The sequence below is a fragment of the Streptomyces sp. NPDC026394 genome (assembly GCF_055567735.1).
In genome coordinates this window covers 50167-67616 of the sequence record NZ_JBVHPX010000026.1, presented here as the reverse complement: position 1 = coordinate 67616, position 17450 = coordinate 50167, and the positions used below count along the sequence as shown (strand labels likewise).

Annotated in this window: 20 protein-coding genes and 1 riboswitch; of the genes, 13 read left to right on the top strand and 7 right to left on the bottom strand. The window is 72.8% G+C overall.

The window, feature by feature from the left end; all coding sequences use genetic code 11:
* The 5 genes from ACZ4QV_RS36545 to ACZ4QV_RS36525 form a co-directional block, all read right to left on the bottom strand.
* Nucleotides 1-1722: an urease subunit alpha gene (locus tag ACZ4QV_RS36545; RefSeq protein WP_467764034.1), complete on the bottom strand. Its 1722-nt coding sequence runs from the start codon at nt 1720-1722 to the stop codon at nt 1-3.
* The gene (locus tag ACZ4QV_RS36540; RefSeq protein ID WP_361158651.1) at nt 1715-2026 is read right to left on the bottom strand and encodes an urease subunit beta; all 312 of its coding nucleotides are present in this window, start codon (nt 2024-2026) and stop codon (nt 1715-1717) included. The genes ACZ4QV_RS36545 and ACZ4QV_RS36540 overlap by 8 nt, the downstream gene beginning before the upstream one ends.
* A gap of 17 nt (nt 2027-2043) precedes the next feature.
* Complete coding sequence (locus ACZ4QV_RS36535) at nt 2044-2346, bottom strand: urease subunit gamma (protein WP_030017664.1); 303 nt, start codon at nt 2344-2346, stop codon at nt 2044-2046.
* 370 nt (nt 2347-2716) lie between these two features.
* Entirely contained in the window at nt 2717-3070 is a 354-nt protein-coding gene (locus ACZ4QV_RS36530; RefSeq protein WP_361158654.1) for a type II toxin-antitoxin system Phd/YefM family antitoxin, read from the bottom strand.
* Between the two features lie 177 nt (nt 3071-3247).
* Nucleotides 3248-3550: a hypothetical protein gene (locus ACZ4QV_RS36525; RefSeq protein WP_361158657.1), complete on the bottom strand. Its 303-nt coding sequence runs from the start codon at nt 3548-3550 to the stop codon at nt 3248-3250.
* Between the two features lie 481 nt (nt 3551-4031).
* Here ACZ4QV_RS36525 and ACZ4QV_RS36520 point away from each other — a divergent pair, with 481 nt between their 5' ends.
* From ACZ4QV_RS36520 to ACZ4QV_RS36500, 5 genes are all read left to right on the top strand, one after another.
* Nucleotides 4032-4667, top strand: a complete 636-nt coding sequence (locus ACZ4QV_RS36520; RefSeq protein WP_361158660.1) for an ATP-dependent Clp protease proteolytic subunit — start codon at nt 4032-4034, stop codon at nt 4665-4667.
* 7 nt (nt 4668-4674) lie between these two features.
* Nucleotides 4675-4980 carry a hypothetical protein gene (locus ACZ4QV_RS36515; protein ID WP_361158663.1) on the top strand — a complete coding sequence of 102 codons (306 nt, stop codon included), beginning with the start codon at nt 4675-4677 and terminating at the stop codon, nt 4978-4980.
* 471 nt (nt 4981-5451) lie between these two features.
* A riboswitch (cyclic di-AMP (ydaO/yuaA leader) is annotated at nt 5452-5616 on the top strand.
* A 3-nt stretch (nt 5617-5619) separates the two neighbouring features.
* On the top strand, nt 5620-6093 hold the full coding sequence (locus tag ACZ4QV_RS36510; RefSeq protein ID WP_467764033.1) for a C40 family peptidase: 474 nt from the start codon (nt 5620-5622) through the stop codon (nt 6091-6093).
* Between the two features lie 132 nt (nt 6094-6225).
* Nucleotides 6226-6834 carry a DUF6328 family protein gene (locus ACZ4QV_RS36505; RefSeq protein WP_361158668.1) on the top strand — a complete coding sequence of 203 codons (609 nt, stop codon included), beginning with the start codon at nt 6226-6228 and terminating at the stop codon, nt 6832-6834.
* A 177-nt stretch (nt 6835-7011) separates the two neighbouring features.
* Nucleotides 7012-7611: a hypothetical protein gene (locus tag ACZ4QV_RS36500; protein WP_467764032.1), complete on the top strand. Its 600-nt coding sequence runs from the start codon at nt 7012-7014 to the stop codon at nt 7609-7611.
* A gap of 27 nt (nt 7612-7638) precedes the next feature.
* Here ACZ4QV_RS36500 and ACZ4QV_RS36495 read toward each other — a convergent pair whose 3' ends face one another.
* On the bottom strand, nt 7639-8067 hold the full coding sequence (locus ACZ4QV_RS36495) for an ATP-binding protein (RefSeq protein WP_467764031.1): 429 nt from the start codon (nt 8065-8067) through the stop codon (nt 7639-7641).
* Between the two features lie 310 nt (nt 8068-8377).
* On the opposite strand from ACZ4QV_RS36495, the gene ACZ4QV_RS36490 reads away from it, so the two are divergent.
* A complete protein-coding gene (locus tag ACZ4QV_RS36490) occupies nt 8378-9271 on the top strand; it encodes a helix-turn-helix domain-containing protein (protein WP_361158677.1) in 894 nt (297 codons plus the stop codon).
* A 9-nt stretch (nt 9272-9280) separates the two neighbouring features.
* Nucleotides 9281-9532, top strand: coding sequence for a DUF397 domain-containing protein (locus ACZ4QV_RS36485; protein ID WP_361158680.1), 252 nt, complete (start codon nt 9281-9283; stop codon nt 9530-9532).
* Nucleotides 9533-9555: 23 nt separating this feature from the next.
* Here ACZ4QV_RS36485 and ACZ4QV_RS36480 read toward each other — a convergent pair whose 3' ends face one another.
* Entirely contained in the window at nt 9556-10812 is a 1257-nt protein-coding gene (locus ACZ4QV_RS36480) for an 8-amino-7-oxononanoate synthase (RefSeq protein ID WP_361158683.1), read from the bottom strand.
* A 146-nt stretch (nt 10813-10958) separates the two neighbouring features.
* On the opposite strand from ACZ4QV_RS36480, the gene bioB reads away from it, so the two are divergent.
* The 6 genes from bioB to ACZ4QV_RS36450 all read left to right on the top strand — a co-directional run bounded on the left by bioB (nt 10959) and on the right by ACZ4QV_RS36450 (nt 17446).
* Nucleotides 10959-12266 (top strand): biotin synthase BioB, encoded by a 1308-nt coding sequence (bioB, locus tag ACZ4QV_RS36475; RefSeq protein ID WP_467764030.1) that lies wholly within the window; start codon nt 10959-10961, stop codon nt 12264-12266.
* A complete protein-coding gene (locus ACZ4QV_RS36470) occupies nt 12259-13569 on the top strand; it encodes an adenosylmethionine--8-amino-7-oxononanoate transaminase (RefSeq protein ID WP_361158690.1) in 1311 nt (436 codons plus the stop codon). The genes bioB and ACZ4QV_RS36470 overlap by 8 nt, the downstream gene beginning before the upstream one ends.
* A gap of 101 nt (nt 13570-13670) precedes the next feature.
* Nucleotides 13671-14363 carry a dethiobiotin synthase gene (bioD, locus tag ACZ4QV_RS36465; protein WP_361158693.1) on the top strand — a complete coding sequence of 231 codons (693 nt, stop codon included), beginning with the start codon at nt 13671-13673 and terminating at the stop codon, nt 14361-14363.
* Nucleotides 14364-14432: 69 nt separating this feature from the next.
* Entirely contained in the window at nt 14433-15110 is a 678-nt protein-coding gene (locus ACZ4QV_RS36460) for a class I SAM-dependent methyltransferase (protein ID WP_361158696.1), read from the top strand.
* A gap of 55 nt (nt 15111-15165) precedes the next feature.
* Nucleotides 15166-16464, top strand: coding sequence for an alpha/beta hydrolase family protein (locus ACZ4QV_RS36455; RefSeq protein WP_467764029.1), 1299 nt, complete (start codon nt 15166-15168; stop codon nt 16462-16464).
* A 100-nt stretch (nt 16465-16564) separates the two neighbouring features.
* Nucleotides 16565-17446: an ABC transporter ATP-binding protein gene (locus ACZ4QV_RS36450; protein ID WP_467764028.1), complete on the top strand. Its 882-nt coding sequence runs from the start codon at nt 16565-16567 to the stop codon at nt 17444-17446.
* Nucleotides 17447-17450 lie beyond the last annotated feature (4 nt).

Sequence of the window (17450 nt, the reverse complement as noted above, 5' to 3'; positions counted from 1 at the left end):
TCAGAAGAGGAAGTAACGCTGGGCCATGGGCAGTTCGGCGGCCGGAGCGGGCTCGACCACGTCGCCGTCGATGGTGACCGTGAAGGTGTCGGGATCGACGTGGACGCGGGGCAGCGCGTCGTTGTTGCGCATGTCCGCCTTGGTCACGCCGCGGGTGCTGCGGATGGCCCGGAAGGTCTTCGTCAGCCCGAGCCGTTCCGGCAGCCCGTCCGCGACGGCCTGCTCGGACACGAAGTTGACGGAGTTGCTGCCCGGTGCCCTGCCGATGGCCCCGAACATCGGGCGGGGCAGCACCGGCTGCGGGGTGGGGATGGAGGCGTTGGCGTCGCCCATCTGCGCGTACGCGATCTGGCCGCCCTTGAGGACGAGCTGCGGCTTGACGCCGAAGAACGCCGGGTCCCACAGCACCAGGTCGGCCAGCTTGCCCTCCTCGACCGAGCCGACCTCGTGGTCGATGCCCTGGGCGACGGCCGGGTTGATGGTGTACTTGGCGACGTAACGGCGGGCCCGGGCGTTGTCCGCGAGCAGGTCGCCGGGCAGGGCGCCGCGCCGCTTCTTCATCACGTGCGCGGTCTGCCAGGTCCGCAGGACGACCTCGCCGATGCGGCCCATCGCCTGGGCGTCGGACGACATGATCGAGATGGCGCCGAGGTCGTGCAGGATGTCCTCGGCCGCGATGGTGGAGGGCCGGATACGGGACTCGGCGAACGCCAGGTCCTCGGGCACGGCCGGGTTGAGGTGGTGGCAGACCATCAGCATGTCGAGGTGTTCCTCGACGGTGTTGACGGTGTGCGGCCGCGTCGGGTTGGTGGAGGCGGGCAGTACGTTCGGCTCGGAGACCATGGCGATCATGTCGGGCGCGTGCCCGCCGCCGGCCCCCTCCACGTGGTACGCGTGGATGCCGCGGCCCCCGATGGCGGCCAGGGTGTCCTGGAGGAAGCCGGCCTCGTTCAGGGTGTCGGTGTGGATGGCCAGTTGCGCGCCGCTCTCCTCGCAGACGCGCAGACAGGCGTCGAGCACGGCGGGGGTGGCGCCCCAGTCCTCGTGGATCTTGAAGCCGAGGACGCCCGCGCGCAGTTGGTCGCGCATCGAGGCGGCGGACATGGTGTTGCCCTTGCCCAGCAGCCCCACGTTGACGGGCAGCCCGTCCATCGACTCGAACATCCGGGCCACGTGCCAGGCACCCGGCGTGATGGTGGTGGCCTTGCTGCCCTCGGCCGGGCCCGTCCCGCCGCCGACCAGGGTGGTCACGCCGGAGGCGAGGGCCTCGTCCACCTGCTGGGGGCAGATGAAGTGCACATGGGTGTCGATGGCACCGGCGGTGAGGATCTTGCCGTTGCCCGCGATGACCTCGGTCTCCGGGCCGATCACCAGATCGGGGTGGACGCCGTCCATGGTGTCGGGGTTGCCGGCCTTGCCCAGCGCGGTGATCCGGCCGTCCCGCATACCGACGTCCGTCTTGACCACGCCCCAGTGGTCCAGGACGACCGCGCCGGTGATCACGGTGTCGGGCGCGCCCTCGGCGCGGGTGGCGCGGGACTGGCCCATCGATTCGCGGATCACCTTGCCGCCGCCGAAGACCGCCTCGTCACCGGCCCGGCCGGGGCCGCCCGCCCGGTCCTCGGTGATCTCTACGAGGAGGTCGGTGTCGGCCAGCCGCACCCGGTCGCCCACGGTCGGGCCGTACAGGTCGGTGTAGGCGGGGCGGGTCAGGTCAGCCATCGAGCGAGCCTCCGGTCTCGCCGCGCAGGCCCGCGACGATCCGCTTGCCCCCGACGGGGACGAGTTCGACCTCGGTGGGGATGCCGGGCTCGAAGCGCACGGCGGAGCCGGCGGGAACGTTCAGCCGCTTGCCGTGCGCGGCCGCACGGTCGAAGTCGAGGCCCGGGTTGGCCTCGGCGAAGTGATAGTGGGAGCCGACCTGGACGGGGCGGTCGGCGGCGTTCAGGACGGTCAGCCGGGTGACGGGGAGCCCGGGGTTCAGGCGTACCGGGTCGTCGGCGTGCAGGATCTGGCCGGGAATCATGGTCGTTGCCCCCGTGCTCAGTTGATGGGCTCGTGGACGGTGACCAGCTTGGTGCCGTCGGGGAAGGTGGCCTCGACCTGTACGTCGTGGATCATCTCCGGGACGCCCTCCATGACCTCTTCCCTGGTGAGCACCTTGCGCCCGGTCGACATCAGCTCGGCGACCGTACGGCCGTCCCGCGCGCCTTCGAGGATGTGGACGGTCAGCAGCGCGACGGCCTCCGGGTGGTTGAGCCGTACCCCGCGGGAGCGCCGTTTCTCGGCCACGTCGGCCGCCACGTGGATCATCAGGCGTTCCTGCTCGTGCGGGGTCAGTTGCATACCTTCACCTCACCGTCTTCGAGCTGGGCGCATCCGCCCAGGTCACGGGTGGCGATACACCCGCAAAAGCAGATGTATCACACAGTAATTAAAGGCGGAGCAAACTGCTCTCCAGCTCCGCTCCATCAATGACCCGTCGGCCGCAGGTTAGTTCGGCGCCGTTTCACCGGCGTTAACGCGGCGGGTCGGCCGCGGAACTTCAACAGATGGACCCCGCGGGCACCGCAGGGCGGGCCCGCCCGTACCGCACGATCCTCATGTTCATGTCAAAAAAGAAGGGCCGCCGCCCCCGGCCGGCCGCCCCCGTCCACCCGGCAGCGGGCAGCGGGCAACAGCGGCCGACCCGCGCAGAGCTGTCAGCGCCGCACGGTCAGCGCTCCGTGGCGCCTGGGCCGCCGCGCTCGCCCACCATGCCGTGCCCGCCGGCCGCCCCGTGCTCGCCCGCCGTACCACGGTGTTCCGCCGCGATGCCGAAGCGGCCCCACTCACCGGACGGGGCCGGGAACGGCCGTACCGAGGAGACCGTACTGATCACCTGCTCCTCCGCCGCGGCCTCCTCCGCCTCCCGGCACGCGTCGAGGCGCTCCAGGTCGGCGGCGGACACCAGCCCCACCAGCGGCTTGCCGTGGCGCGTGACGACCACCCGCTCGCCGCCGTAGACGACGCGGTTGATCAGGTCCGCCAACTCCGCCCGGGCCTGCGTCACCGGAATCTCATAAGCCATGGTCCTAGCTTAGGTCGCGTCCACGACATCCCGGCCAGGGCCGCGACCGGCCGGACGCGATGGGCGCCCCCGGCGCACGGGGCCGACGCCCCTGCGCCCGACGGCCCGGCGCAGACCCGCCCCCACGCACAGCGATGGCCCGGCAGCACGCCGGGCCATCGCTGCACTCCGGGACGCTCAGGTGGTGGTGTGGTCGGTGGGTTCGCGGCTGCCGCACTTGGCCAGGCCGCGACTGATCATGTATCCGATGGTCAGCAGCGTGACATAGAGCCACGCCTGATCGGCGGGGAAGACATCCACGCCGGTGTCGCCGCCGCCGACGACGGCGGAGGCGACCAGGACCGCCACGACGGCGGCGACGTAGACGAAGAACTCGGTGCTCTTGAACGCGGGCTTGGTCTCCGCGCTCGTGTGCCGCTCGGCGCCGGCCGCCCGGGAGCGGCCGGATTCCGGATATCCGGCGGATGAAGCGGTAGCCATCGCGTCCTCCTGGACTCGATTCGGCCCGAGGAGCTCGGGTCCGCCCGGCGGGTACCCGGGCGGTCCGGGGCGGAACGGCGCTTTCCGTACGGGCGGATTCCGCAAGGGCCCCTTTGGCCAGGGACCCGCGCGCCAGGTGTCGCCTCGTGCTGCCCGATGGGGCTGCGGCAGCGGACGCGTGGGGCGGCGGAGGAGGTCCGGCACACCGCACGCCGGGCCGATACCGGAGCGCCCGGGGAACTTCGGCCGGAACGCTGCACCGGCGGCGCGCCCCCGGGCGCGCCCCGGAGACGCGGCCTTACGTCCTGTCACCTTGCGGGTCCGCGGGGGTATCTGACGCCTCATGGGGTTTTCGCTCTCAGCGAGCGACCCGATCCGTACCCACCGAAGGCATTGCTTTCACCCGGCGGAACGTGCTCCCATCTAGCCCTACGTACGTCCTGTACATTTTTTACAGACGCTCAGGGAAGAGGAGCTCCCCATGAACGGCCCCCAGGCCCGATACGTCCTCCCGGAGTTCACCGAACGCACCTCCTACGGGGCCCGGACCATGGACCCGTACTCCAAGCTGCTCGGCGAGCGGATCGTCTTCCTGGGCACCCCGGTCGACGACGCCGCGGCCAACGACGTGATCGCCCAGCTCATGCACCTGGATCACGATGCGCCCGACCGGGACATCTCGCTCTACATCAACTCCCCCGGCGGCTCGTTCACCGCGATGTCCGCGATCTACGACACGATGCAGTTCGTCGGCTGCGACGTCGAGACGGTCTGCCTGGGCCAGGCCGCCTCCGTCGCCGCGGTCCTGCTGGCGGCCGGCGCGCCCGGCAAGCGCCTCGCCCTGCCGGGCGCCCGTGTCCTCGTCCACCAGCCCTCGTTCGACGAGCCGGTGCAGGGGCAGGCCGACGACCTCCGCATCCAGGCGGACGAACTGCTGCGCACCCGGGCGCTGCTGGAGGAACTGCTCGTACGGCACACCGGCCAGTCCCCCGAGCGGATCACCGAAGACCTCGAACGCGAGAAGGTCTTCAGCGCCGAGGCCGCCATGGAGTACGGCCTCATCGACGGGCTGACCCGCAGCCGCAAGCAGCACCCCGCGACACCGGGCGCGAGGTGAGCCCGGTATGTGGCCACCCGAACTGCCGCCGCTGCCCGCGCTGACGCGCGCCGAGGGCGAGGTCGTCGACAGTTACCTGGCGGTCCTGGACCTGCTGGGCCGCATCAACCCCGCCCGCGGCACGGACACGTACGGCAGCCTCCGTGCCGCACAGGCCCTGGTCGGCAAGACCACCGCACTGCGGGACGCGTTGGCGCTGATGCACGACCGGGGCGAGAGCGAACTGCACGCGGGAACCCTGGCGCAGGCCCTGCGCGTACTGGACGGCGAGCGCCGCGCGCGGCTGATCTCCGTACCTCCGCCGCGAAGTTGACGCGCCGTGCCCCCGCCCGGGCGGGGGCACGAGTGCTCTCCCTCCGCACCTCCGGCGCACCAGCACCCCCACCCGCCCCGCGCGACACGCGCCGGGCAAGGGTGACAGGGCGGCCAGGAGGTGCCGGAGCACCGCAAGGGCCCACCCGTTCGGCGACACGAAGCCCGATCGGGCTCGCCCGAACGGCGTAGCCACCGGGCCGCGTGCTGCGCCACACGGCTTGCGCGGCGTACGTACGTGTCGCCCGGAACGTGACGTTCCGGGGCTGGTACGCGGGTCCTCACCCGTCGCGGGCCTCCCACGGAACGACGCCCGTCCACCCGAATGGCGCAGGCGTGACCAACGTCACATATAGTCGTTTCTGCTCGGAATCCGGGCGCGAGGTGCGCAACGATCGCTTCGACGACAAGCCCCCGCCACAGCGGTGGGGCGGTCCGGGCGGACGCCCAATCCTGCCGCCGTACCGGATGTCTGGTCGATGCGCCTGGACCGGCAGGAGCGGAGGACCCGAGCACGACGGGACCGCCGGCCACCACGGCCGGACGGCCCCTTGGGGTGAAGTCGTCGACACGACCGGGCATCTTCGCCTGCCCGAACCCGACAGGCACTCCTTCGCAGGCGGCTGACGAAGGGTTGCGCATGACTGCGCGTACCACCGCTTCCCCTCTGCTGGCGCGGGCCGGAGTGATCTCCTTCATCGCCCTCGCCACGGTCGGCGGGACACTGGTCGTACCAGGAGCCACCGAGGACGCGGCCGCCGCGTCCACCTCGGCCTCGGCACTGCAGATCGCCGCTTCCAAGAAGGGGGCGCCCTACAAGTTCGGAGCCAGCGGTCCACACCGTTTCGACTGCTCAGGGCTGACGCTGTACTCGTTCAAGCGGGCCGGGAAGCGGCTGCCGCGCACCGCGGCGGCCCAGTACAACCGCACCCGGCACCTGTCGGCGTCCTCGCGCCGCGCCGGTGACCTGGTCTTCTTCCACTCCCGCCGGGGCATCTACCACGTGGGCATCTACGCGGGGAAGGGCAAGATCTGGCACGCGCCCAAGCCCGGCACCGTGGTGCGGCTGGAACGCATCTGGTCACGCAGCGTCTCGTACGGGCGGGTGCGCTGACCGCGCGCGAGGGGCCCCCGTGCGGCCACGAGCCCCGCACCGTCCGCGCGCGGGCGCGAACGCGGGCGCGAACTCGCGCACACGCGTGCGCCTTCGAGGAGTGATCAACGCGTCCGCGGATACCCGCACGCAATGGCCCCCCTCACCGACGACCACCGCGACGAACTGCCAGGCCACCCCGAACTGCCGGGAACGAGCGAAACGTCCGAGCCGCCCCGGCCGCGCGGTTCCGCCCGGTACACCGGGTACGCGGACCGCAACGAGACGCCTCTGGAACGCTACGACCGCAACTTCGGCGAACTGCTCCAGGAGCTGCGCGTCCTGCAGACCGGTGTGCAGATCCTGTTCGCCTTCCTGCTCACCCTGGCGTTCACCCCGCGATTTGTGTCCCTGGACACCACGCAACGCGGCTTCTACGTGGGCACGTTACTGCTGGCGGTGCTGGCGACGCTGCTGCTCACCGCGCCCGCCGCGGTGCACCGGGTGCTGTTCCGGCGGCGCGCGAAGGGGCTGATCGTGGAGGTCTCCGCGCGGCTGACGGCAGCCGGGATGGCGGTCCTCGCACTGGCGCTGGCCGGTGCCGTGCTCCTCGTCGTCGACGTCGTACTGGGGCGCGGGGCGGGGGTGGTGGCGGGTTCGGTGACGCTGGTGACGTGCGGCGGCCTGTGGGCACTGCTGCCCCGCGTACTGGGTCACCGGAACGGGCACCTCAAGCCGCCGGATCGCGACGCGTCCTCCTGAACACCGGGAGGCCCGGGGGTGGCCTCCCGGTGCGGCGCTCCGGGGGCGGCGCCGTCGGGATCTTTTGTGACCTGGTCGTCCTTGCTTTGACGACGGAGAACCGATGGAGTCTCCTCAGCACGTGAGGAGACCCATGCACAGGCACCTGCCCCAGCACACGCACACCAGGACCGACTCGTGAACCTGCGCGGACTTCTGCGCCGCCGCTCCCCCGCCACCCCCTGCCCGGCCTGCGGCAGCACGGACGTGCTGTGGGAGGACGAGGGTGTCTACGGCGCCGGCGAACTGCTGTGGTGGTGCGCCGCCTGCCTGCATCAGTGGCACCCCGGCGACCTCGGCGCCGGGGCGGGCGGGGGTTCGGTGGCTACCCCTGGCCCGGCCGCCCCCATGGGCACGATCATCCCCGCGGGACCGCAGGCCCCCGCGACCGCAGGCCCGGCATCCCCCGCCAACGGCGCAGTATCGGTACCTCCCCCGACCCCCGCAGCACCGGCACCTCCCACGCCTCCCGCAGCATCCCTGCCCCCGGCCGTCCCGCCGCCGCTCCAGCCGCCACCGAACGCCCCTGGCCCGGCCACCGTCGCCGAACGCGTGATGCACGCCGCGGGGCTGACCCCGCTGGGCCCCTGTCCCGGCGCCTACGAGCCGTGGCCGTGCCACTGTGCCCGCTGCGGCCGTACGACCAGCCCCACCTACCGGCAGGTGCGGGACGAGGGCGTGGGCTGCGCCTGCAGTACGGGCCGCCGCCGCAGACCGCGCTTCCTCACCAAGCCCTGACGAACCCGACGCCGACCGATTCCTTCTTCAGGGCAGGAACGGCTTCCACGGCAACGTGAGCCAAACGGTCTTCCCCCCGGCCGCGGTGGGTTCGACCGTCACCTGCCCACCGGACTCGGCGGCGAGGAAGCGGACGATCACCATGCCCCGGCCGTTGTCCTGCTGCACGGCGGCCGGCAGCCGTTTCGGCCAGCGCGGATGATCGTCGGTGACGCCGATCCACAGCCGCTCGTCGCGGTCCAGCCGGACGTCGACGGTGAAGGCCGGTGACTGCCCGAACGTGTGCTGCACGGCGTTGGTGGCGAGTTCGGAGACGATCAGCCGTACGGTGTCGGCCGGCTCCGTCCCGTCCGGCAGGCCCCATTCGGCCAGGACGTCCATGACGTACCTGCGGGCCTCCGCCACCGACGCCGGTGCGCTGGGCAGAGTGAGTGAGGATTCCTGGTGGTCTGCCATCGCGACGCCGTCCCTTTCCCACCGAGGCTCGACTCCGGCCCGCCGCCGGAGGAAGCCGCCATCGCGTGCGGCCTCCCGGGCCCTTTCCGGTCCCTTCGGCTCCGGCCTCGGACTGCTGCTCTGCGCCAGCCTGCCACTCTTGCTGCGACGGTGACGCGTCATCCACCAAGAAGTGCATATATCTGTCGCCCGAAGCGGTGAACTCTGCTACGCGAGACCGTATTTGCGCGGCACACTGTCGGATCGGAACCGGCCATCTGGGAGCGGGCGCATCCGCGGCGCACCCGGGGAGAAGTACGGAGGGAGCGGTATGCGGTACGGGCCCGCGGTGCGCCGCCGCAAGCTGGGCGCGGAATTGCGGCGTCAGCGGACACTGGCCGGATTCACCAGCGGCGAGGCGGCGCGGCTGGTCGGCTGGCACCAGTCCAAGGTCAGCCGCATCGAGACCGGGCGCAGCGGTGCCCGGCCGGCCGACGTCGAACTGCTGCTGGACGCGTACGGCGTGCGGGACACCGAGCTGCGCGCGCTGCTGGCGGCGCTGTGCGGGAACGGCGGACAGGACGGCGACGGCGACAGCGGGCGGCACGGCTGGTGGCACACCTATCGCGACCTGCTGCCGCCGGAGTACCGGGACTTCATCAGTCTGGAGTACGGGGCGTCCCGGGCGCGCACGCTGGAGACGACGGTGGTGCCGGGCCTGCTGCAGACGCCGGATTATGCGCGGGCGGTGACCCGCGCCACGCTGTCGGACCTGCCGGCGCAGCAGGTCGAGGAGCTGGTGGAGGTGCGCGTCGCCCGCCAGGAGGTGCTGCGCGGTGAGCGGCCGCTGGAGTTGTGCGCGGTGCTGGACGAGGCGGTACTGCGCCGGGAGGTCGGCCCGCCCGGGGTGATGGCCGCCCAGCTCCGGCACATTCTGGACGTGGGGCAATTGCCGCATGTGCGACTCCAGGTACTGCCCTTCGCATCCGGTGTGCACATCGGCATCACCGGCCCTTTCGTTATCTTCTCATTTCCGCTCACTTCTGACTTAGATGTGGTTGTTCTCGACCATTTGACGAGTAGCCTCTACTTGGAGCAGAAAGCAGACCTCAGGGCGTACAGCGATGCGTTCGACATGCTGCGGGGGCGCGCCCTCTCGTGCGACAAGTCAGCGCAATTCATCGCCCGGATCGCCGAGACCTCATGGGCCGGCTCCGGCGTCTGAGGAGGCACCATGTCACTTCCACCCGGGCACGACCCGGTCCGCACCGTGCCGCGCGGCGCGCTATGGCGACGCAGCAGCCACAGCACCGCGATGAACAACTGCGTCGAAACGGCACGCGTCGGCTCCGGCCTGCTCGCCGTACGCGACTCCAAGAACACCGCGGGCCCGGCGCTGCTGTTCACCACGGCGGCCTGGAGGTCCTTCGTCGACGGACTGGCCGACAGCGGCTTCGCCAAGGTCGGACGAGCCGGACCCGAATGACCCGCCCCAGCCGGTGACCGACCCTAGCCGGTGGCCGGCGCCGTCCGTACGACGGTCCGGACCGCTTCCCTCGCCTGCCGGGGGGACAGGTCGGCGCGGGCGGTCAGGCGCAGCCGGGAGATGCCGTCGGGTACGGACGGCGGCCGGAAGCAGCCGACCACGAGGCCCGCGTCCCGGCAGTCGGCGGCCCACCGGACGGCCAGTTCCGGCGAGGGCGCCCGTACGGACACCACCGCGGCGTCCGGGCGGACGACCGTCAGCCCCGCGGCGCTGAGCCGCTGGTGCAGTTCCGCCGCCACCGCGCGGACCTGGGTGGCGCGTTCCGGCTCGCGCCGCAGCAGGCGCAGCGCCGTCCGGGCGCCGCCGGCCGCCGCCGGGGCGAGGCCGGTGTCGAAGATGAACGTCCGTGCGGTGTTGACCAGGTGCTCGATCACCCGGGCCGGGCCGAGGACCACACCTCCCTGGCTGCCGAGCGACTTCGACAGGGTGGCGGTGGCGACCACGTCCGGATCCCCGGCCAGCCCGGCCGCGTGCACCGCGCCGCGCCCTCCGTCGCCGAGGACGCCCAGCCCGTGCGCGTCGTCGACGAGCAGGGCCGCGCCGTGCGCACGGCAGGCGTCGGCGAGGGACCGCAGGGGCGCGGCGTCACCGTCCACGGAGAAGACGGAGTCGGTGACGGCGAGCGCCGGGCCGGCGTGCCCGTCCAGGGACTTGCGTACCGCGTCCGGTTCGGAGTGCGGGACCACGACGGTCCTGGCCCTGGCGAGCCGGCAGCCGTCGATGAGCGACGCGTGGTTGCCCGCGTCCGAGACGATCAGGCCGCCCGGGCCGCCGAGCGCGGTGACGGCGGCGAGGTTGGCCGCGTAGCCGGAGGACAGCACCAGGGCGGCCTCGAAGCCGCAGAACTCGGCGAGTTCGGCCTCCAGCCGGGCGTGCAGCTCGGTGCTGCCGGACACCAGCCGGGAACCGGTGGCGCCGGCGCCCCAGCGGTGCGCGGCCTGCGCGGCACCGCGGGTGACCTCGGGGTGCCGGGCCAGGCCGAGGTAGTCGTTGCTCGCCAGGTCCAGCAGCGGCGACTCGACGGGCCGGGGCCGCAGCGTACGGACGAGTCCCGCCCGGCGGCGCTGTTCGCGGGCCGCATCGATCCAGCCGAAAGCGGCGGTGCGCGCGTCGGCGCCCGGCCCGGAGCCGCGCCCCGGTGCGGGTGTCCCCGCGGGCCCGTCGTGGGGCGGCGCCGGCACGTCGCGGAGCAGGGGCGGCGCGGGGTCGTCCTGATGCATCAGCTTCCTTGGTGTTTGTGGGCTGTCGATAGACGTTAGCGGTCGTTACACCGTCCTACGGTGTGGCCATGCACACACCCCGGATCGGCGCCCTTGTTGGGTTCCTCCATGGTCGCGGGTCGTGGGCGTACGCCAGGATCGTCGCCATGGATCTGCTGACAACGCTGGTGGACAAGGGGCTGCGGCGCGAAACGCCGACCCGCGAAGAGGCGCTCGCCGTGCTGGCGACGTCCGACGACGACCTGCTCGACGTGGTGGCCGCGGCCGGAAAGGTACGCCGCCGGTGGTTCGGGCGGCGGGTGAAGCTGAACTATCTGGTCAACCTGAAGTCGGGGCTGTGCCCCGAGGACTGCTCGTACTGTTCCCAGCGGCTCGGTTCCAAGGCCGAGATCCTCAAGTACACCTGGCTCAAGCCGGAACAGGCGTCCGAGGCGGCCGCGGCCGGGGTGGCCGGCGGCGCCAAGCGGGTCTGCATCGTGGCCAGCGGCCGCGGGCCGACGGACCGGGACGTGGACCGGGTGTCGCAGACCATCGCCGCCATCAAGAAGCAGAACGAGGGCGTCGAGGTGTGCGCGTGCCTCGGCCTGCTCTCGGACGGCCAGGCGGCCCGGCTGCGGGCCGCGGGCGCGGACGCCTACAACCACAACCTCAACACCTCCGAGGCCACCTACGGGGACATCACCACCACCCACACCTACGCCGACCGGGTCGAAACGGTCCAACAGGCACAGGCGGCGGGGCTGTCCGCCTGCTCCGGTCTGATCGCGGGCATGGGCGAGAGCGACGCGGACCTGGTCGACGTGGTCTTCGCGCTGCGCGCGCTGGACCCCGACTCGGTGCCGGTGAACTTCCTGATCCCCTTCGAGGGCACCCCACTGGCCAAGGAGTGGAACCTCACGCCCCAGCGCGCGCTGCGCATCCTGGCGATGGTCCGCTTCGTCTGCCCGGACGTGGAGGTACGGCTGGCCGGCGGGCGCGAGGTGCACCTGCGGTCGATGCAGCCGCTGGCGCTGCACCTGGCCAACTCCATCTTCCTCGGTGACTATCTGACCAGCGAGGGCCAGGCGGGCAAGGACGACCTGGCGATGATCGCCGACACGGGCTTCGAGGTGGAGGGTATGGACACCACCACGCTGCCGGAGCACCGCGCGGGGGCGCTCACGGGCGGCGGTTGCGGCAGCCACGGAGGGGGCGGCTGCGGGCCGTGCGGGGACGGCGACGCGGCGGCGGAACCGGCCGAGCGGGCCGGTGCGGACGCCGGGACCGCCCCGTCGCAGCCCGAAGAGGCGCGGGCCGAAGGGGCACAGGCCGTAGAGGCACGGACCGAGGAGGCACCGGCCGGCGTCCCCTCCGCCGCTCCCGCCACGGCTGCCGCCCCGGCCGGTGAGGCCCGTACGGACCTGGTCTCCGTACGCCGTCGCGGCGCGGGTACGGAGCTGCCGCCGAATGCCTGAGGCCGCGCAGCTCTCCGTCCCCGAACTGCTGGCCCTCGACCGGCAGCACGTCTGGCACCCGTACGGCCCGATGCCCGGCCGGGACGATCCGCTGGTCGTCGCGTCGGCATCCGGCGTACGACTGCGGCTGGCCGAACCGGTCGAAGGCCGGACCGAATTGGTCGACGGAATGTCGTCCTGGTGGTCGGCGGTGCACGGTTATCACCACCCCGTGCTCAACGAGGCCGCCCGCGGCCAGTTGGACCGGATGAGCCATGTGATGTTCGGCGGGCTCACCCACGAGCCGGCCGTCCGGCTCGCCGCCCGGCTGGCGGAGATCACCCCGGACGGCCTGGAGCACGTCTTCCTCGCCGACTCCGGCTCGGTGTCGGTCGAGGTCGCCGTGAAGATGTGCCTCCAGTACTGGCGCTCGGTCGGAAAACCGCGCAAACAGCGGCTGATGACCTGGCGCGGCGGCTACCACGGCGACACCTGGCAGCCGATGTCGGTGTGCGACCCGGACGGCGGGATGCACGAGCTCTGGCAGGGTGCCCTGCCCCGGCAGTTGTTCGCGGACGCGCCGCCTCCGGGGTTCGACGCCCCGCCGGACCCCGCGTACGAGACGCACCTGCGCGAGCTGGTCGCACGGCACGCCGGCGAACTGGCGGCGGTCGTCGTGGAGCCGGTGGTCCAGGGAGCCGGCGGCATGGTCTTCCACTCCCCCGGCTACCTGCGGGTGCTCCGCGAGGCGTGCGACGAGCACGGCGTCCTGCTGGTCTTCGACGAGATCGCCACCGGCTTCGGCCGTACGGGATCACTGTTCGCCGCCGGGCACGCGGGCGTCACACCGGATGTGATGTGCGTCGGCAAGGCCCTGACCGGCGGGTACATGACCATGGCGGCGACCTTGTGCACGCCGGCCGTGGCGGACGGGATCTCCCGGGGCGAGGTGCCGGTGCTCGCGCACGGGCCGACCTTCATGGGCAATCCGCTGGCCGCCGCTGTCGCCAACGCCTCGCTGGACCTGCTGCTGTCCCAGGACTGGGCACAGGAGGTCAAGCGGATCGAGGCCGGACTGCGGGACGGCCTCGCCGACGCCACCGCCGTCGAAGGGGTGCGGGACGTACGGGTCCTGGGCGCGATCGGTGTCCTTCAGCTCGACCGTGAGGTGGACATGGCGGCCGCCACACGCGCGGCCGTACGGGAGGGCGTGTGGCTGCGCCCGTTCCGCGACCTCGTGTACGCGATGCCGCCGTACATCACCGGGGACGAGGACGTGGCACGGATCTGCGCCGCGATGCGCGCGGTGGCGCGCGAAGGCTGAGCGGCCCCGGCTCGGCCCCGTATCCCTCAGGCCCCGGGGGGGCTCCGTACGCGGAGCCCCCCCCGGGATGGCAACCATGCTCTACGACAGGAGAACCCGACGTGTCGGTGCTGTTCGTGACCGGAACGTGCACAGAGATCGGCAAGACCGTGACCACGGCGGCCCTCGCCGCGACGGCGCTCGCCCAGGGCCGGAGCGTCGCGGTGCTCAAACCGGCGCAGACCGGAGTCAGCACCAACGAACCGGGCGACGCGGCGGAAGTCACCCGGCTCGCGGGCCCCCGGGTCACCACCGCCGAACTGGCGCGCTACCCCGAGCCGCTGGCTCCCGAGACCGCCGCGCGCCGCGCCGGCCTGCCGCCCGTACGGCCCGAGGAGATCGCGGAGAAGGCGGCCGAGTTGGCGGCCTCGCACGACCTCGTCCTGGTCGAGGGCGCGGGCGGCCTGCTCGTACGGTTCGACGAGCGGGGCGCGACGCTCGCCGACGCGGCGCGCCTGGCCGGAGCGCCCGTACTGGTGGTGGCCCAGGCGGGCCTGGGGGCGCTCAACGCGGTGGCGCTCACCGCGCTGGCCCTGCGCACCCACGGGATCGACTCCCCCGGGGTGGTGGTGGGCAGTTGGCCCTCGGCTCCCGGACTCGCCGCCCGCTGCAACCTCGACGACTTCCCTCGGGCGGCCGGCGCGCCGCTGCTGGGCCGCGTGCCGGAGGGCGCCGGGAGCCTGCCGCCGGAGCGGTTCCGCGCGCAGGCTCCGGGCTGGCTGGCTCCCGCCCTGGGCGGCACCGCCGCGCTTTGACAGTGGTGTCCCGGCGCGGCACGGCGGACACTCGAACCGGCGGACGTCGTACGGCGAAGGGATCCAGCCATGTCACAGCGCACGAGGGTCGAGCGGGGAGTCGTGCACCATCCGGTCTTCGCCCGGTGGTACGCGCGGATCGCGGACCACCGCACGGGGCTCACGGGCCTGCGGCGCGACATGCTGGCCGGACTCTCGGGCCGGGTGATCGAGATCGGTGCCGGTACCGGCGCGAACTTCGCCCACTATCCCCGGACCGTCGCGGAGGTCGTGGCCGTCGAGCCCGAACGCACCCTGCGGCAGCGGGCCTTGACCGAGGCGGCCCGGGCCGGCATCCCGGTGGACGTCGTGCCCGCCACGGCGGAGGCCCTGCCGGTCAAGAGCGAAGCCTTCGACGCCGCGGTGCTGTCGCTGGTCCTCTGCTCGGTCCGTGACGTGCAGCGCTCCCTGTCGGAACTGCGGCGGGTGCTGCGGCCGGGCGGCGAACTGCGGTTCTTCGAACACGGACGCTCCCTGCGCCACGGCCCCGCCACCGTGCAGCGCGCCCTGGACCGTACGGTCTGGCCCCTGCTGATGGGCAACTGCCACCTGGCCCGCGACCCGCTGGCCGAACTGCGCGCCGCCGGCTTCACCGTCAGCACCTACCGCCGCAGCCGCATCCTGGGCCCCGGTCCCGCGCTGCCGTGGACGGTGCTGGGCGTGGCACGACCGGCCGAGGAGGGCCCACAGGATGAGGACGGCGGCTGACGACCAGACCTGAGGCTGACGCGCCGGGCCGGTGCCGGTCCCTAACGTCTGGCACATGATCAGACATTTCCGGGCGGCCGGAGTCGCCGCCGTGTCCCTGTTAATCGCCCTCCCCCTGCTCCCCCAGCCGCTCGCCGCGGCAGCGGACACGTCCCGGGCCGCGTCCCCGTCCGCCACGGGCAGCAGGGACGCCAGGGACGTCACGGCCCCGAAGGCCGCCACCCGGCCGCGCCTGCCCGCCCCCACCGGGCCGTACGCGGTCGGCCGCGTCACACTGCCGCTCACCGACCACAGCCGCCGCGACCCCTGGGTCCCCACCGCGACGTCCCGCGAACTGATGGTCGGCCTCCACTACCCGGCGCGCCGCGGCACGGGCACGTCCGCGCGGTACGCCACCGTCGAGGAGAGCCGGCACCTGATCAAGGCCCAGGGCTGGGAGAACGCGCTCACTCCCGAAGCCTTGAGCGCCACGGCCGTACACAGCCGCACGGACGCCCGCCCCGTGTCCGGCACGTACCCGCTGCTGATCGTCTCGCCCGGCTTCTCCGCGCCCGGTTACTCCCTCACCGGCCTCGCCGAGGATCTGGCCTCCCGGGGCTACGTCGTCGCGACGGTCGACCACGCCTACGAGAGCACCGGCACGGCCTTCCCCGGCGGCCGGACACTGACCTGCGCCGCCTGTGAGCAGGTGTACGGCACCGAGGACGGTTTCCGGCGGGCAGCGGCAGGCCGGGGCCAGGACGTCTCGTTCGTGCTGGACCGGCTCACCGGGCACGCTTCCGCCTGGCGCTACTCCCGCCTGATCGACACACGGCACATCGGCATGGCCGGACACTCGCTCGGCGGCGCGAGCGCCGTCTCCGCCATGGCGCGCGACAGCCGCATACGGGCCGGCGTCAACATGGACGGGGCGTTCCAGGACCCGGTACCCGCCGACGGCCTCGGTTCCCGCCCCTTCCTGATGCTCGGTGCCGACAACGAGGTGCACCGGCCGGGCGGCCGGGACCGTACCTGGGACCAGGCCTGGAGCCGTCTGGACGGATGGAAGCGCTGGCTGACCGTGGCCGGTGCCGACCATCTCACCTTCAGTGACGCCCCCGTCATCACCGACGCGCTCACACCGCCCACCACGGACACCACCGACATGACCGACACCACGGCTCCCACAGCCTCCACGCCCCAACAGCCCCCGCTGTCCGGACAGCGCTCGGTCGCCCTCACCCGCACCTACGTGGCGGCGTTCTTCGACCGGCATCTGCGGCACATACCGCAGCGCCTCCTCCAAGGCCCCACGACGGGCAACCCGGAGGTGAAGTTCCACGGTCCGGCACCGTCCACCCCGCCCGCCCGCTGACCGTCGACCCGTCCGCCGGTTCCCGGCCCGGGCAGCGGCGTCCGGAAGCGGCCCCACGGGGGATGCCAGGACGAGGCAAGCTGTCCTACTGTCGTGGGCCATGGGGGAGTTGCCGCCCCGTACGGCACGGGGCCGACGGCGGGAGGCTGACGTGTTCACACCGGTCCCGGGTACGGCGGAGGGTGCCGCGGGCGGCGGCGAGGCGGCCGCGCGGGCGGTGTCGCTGGTCAAGACGTACGGGACGGGCGAGGCCCAGGTCGTGGCGCTGGACGGCGTCGACGTGTCGATCGGGCGGGGGCGGTTCACGGCGGTGATGGGGCCCTCCGGCTCGGGGAAGTCCACCCTGATGCACTGCCTGGCAGGGCTGGACACGGTGTCCGCGGGCCGGGTGTGGCTGGGCGGTCGGGAGATCACCGGCCTGGACGACCGGCAGTTGACGCGGCTGCGCAGGGACCATGTCGGCTTCGTGTTCCAGTCGTTCAACCTGCTGCCCACCCTGACGGCCGAGGAGAACATCACCCTGCCGATGGACATCGCGGGCCGCAAGCCGGACCGGGAGTGGCTGCGCGAGGTGATCAGCACCCTCCGGCTCGGTGACCGCCTGCGGCACCGGCCCTCCCAGCTCTCCGGCGGGCAGCAGCAGCGGGTGGCGTGCGCCCGGGCCCTGGCCGCCCGCCCCGCGCTGATCTTCGCGGACGAGCCGACCGGCAACCTGGACTCCCGCTCGGGGCGGGAGGTGCTCCAGACCCTGCGGGAGGCGGTGGACGACCTCGGGCAGACGGTCGTGCTGGTGACCCACGACCCGAACGCGGCGGCCCACGCCGACCTCGCGCTCTACCTGGCGGACGGCCGGATCGTGGACGAGATGGCGCAACCCACCGCGGAGTCCGTGCTGGCGCGGATGCAGGTCTTCGCGGCGGGCCCGGGTCCGGCCCCCGGCCCCGGCCCCGGCTCCGGCTCCGGCCCGCTCCCGAACGGCTGACCCG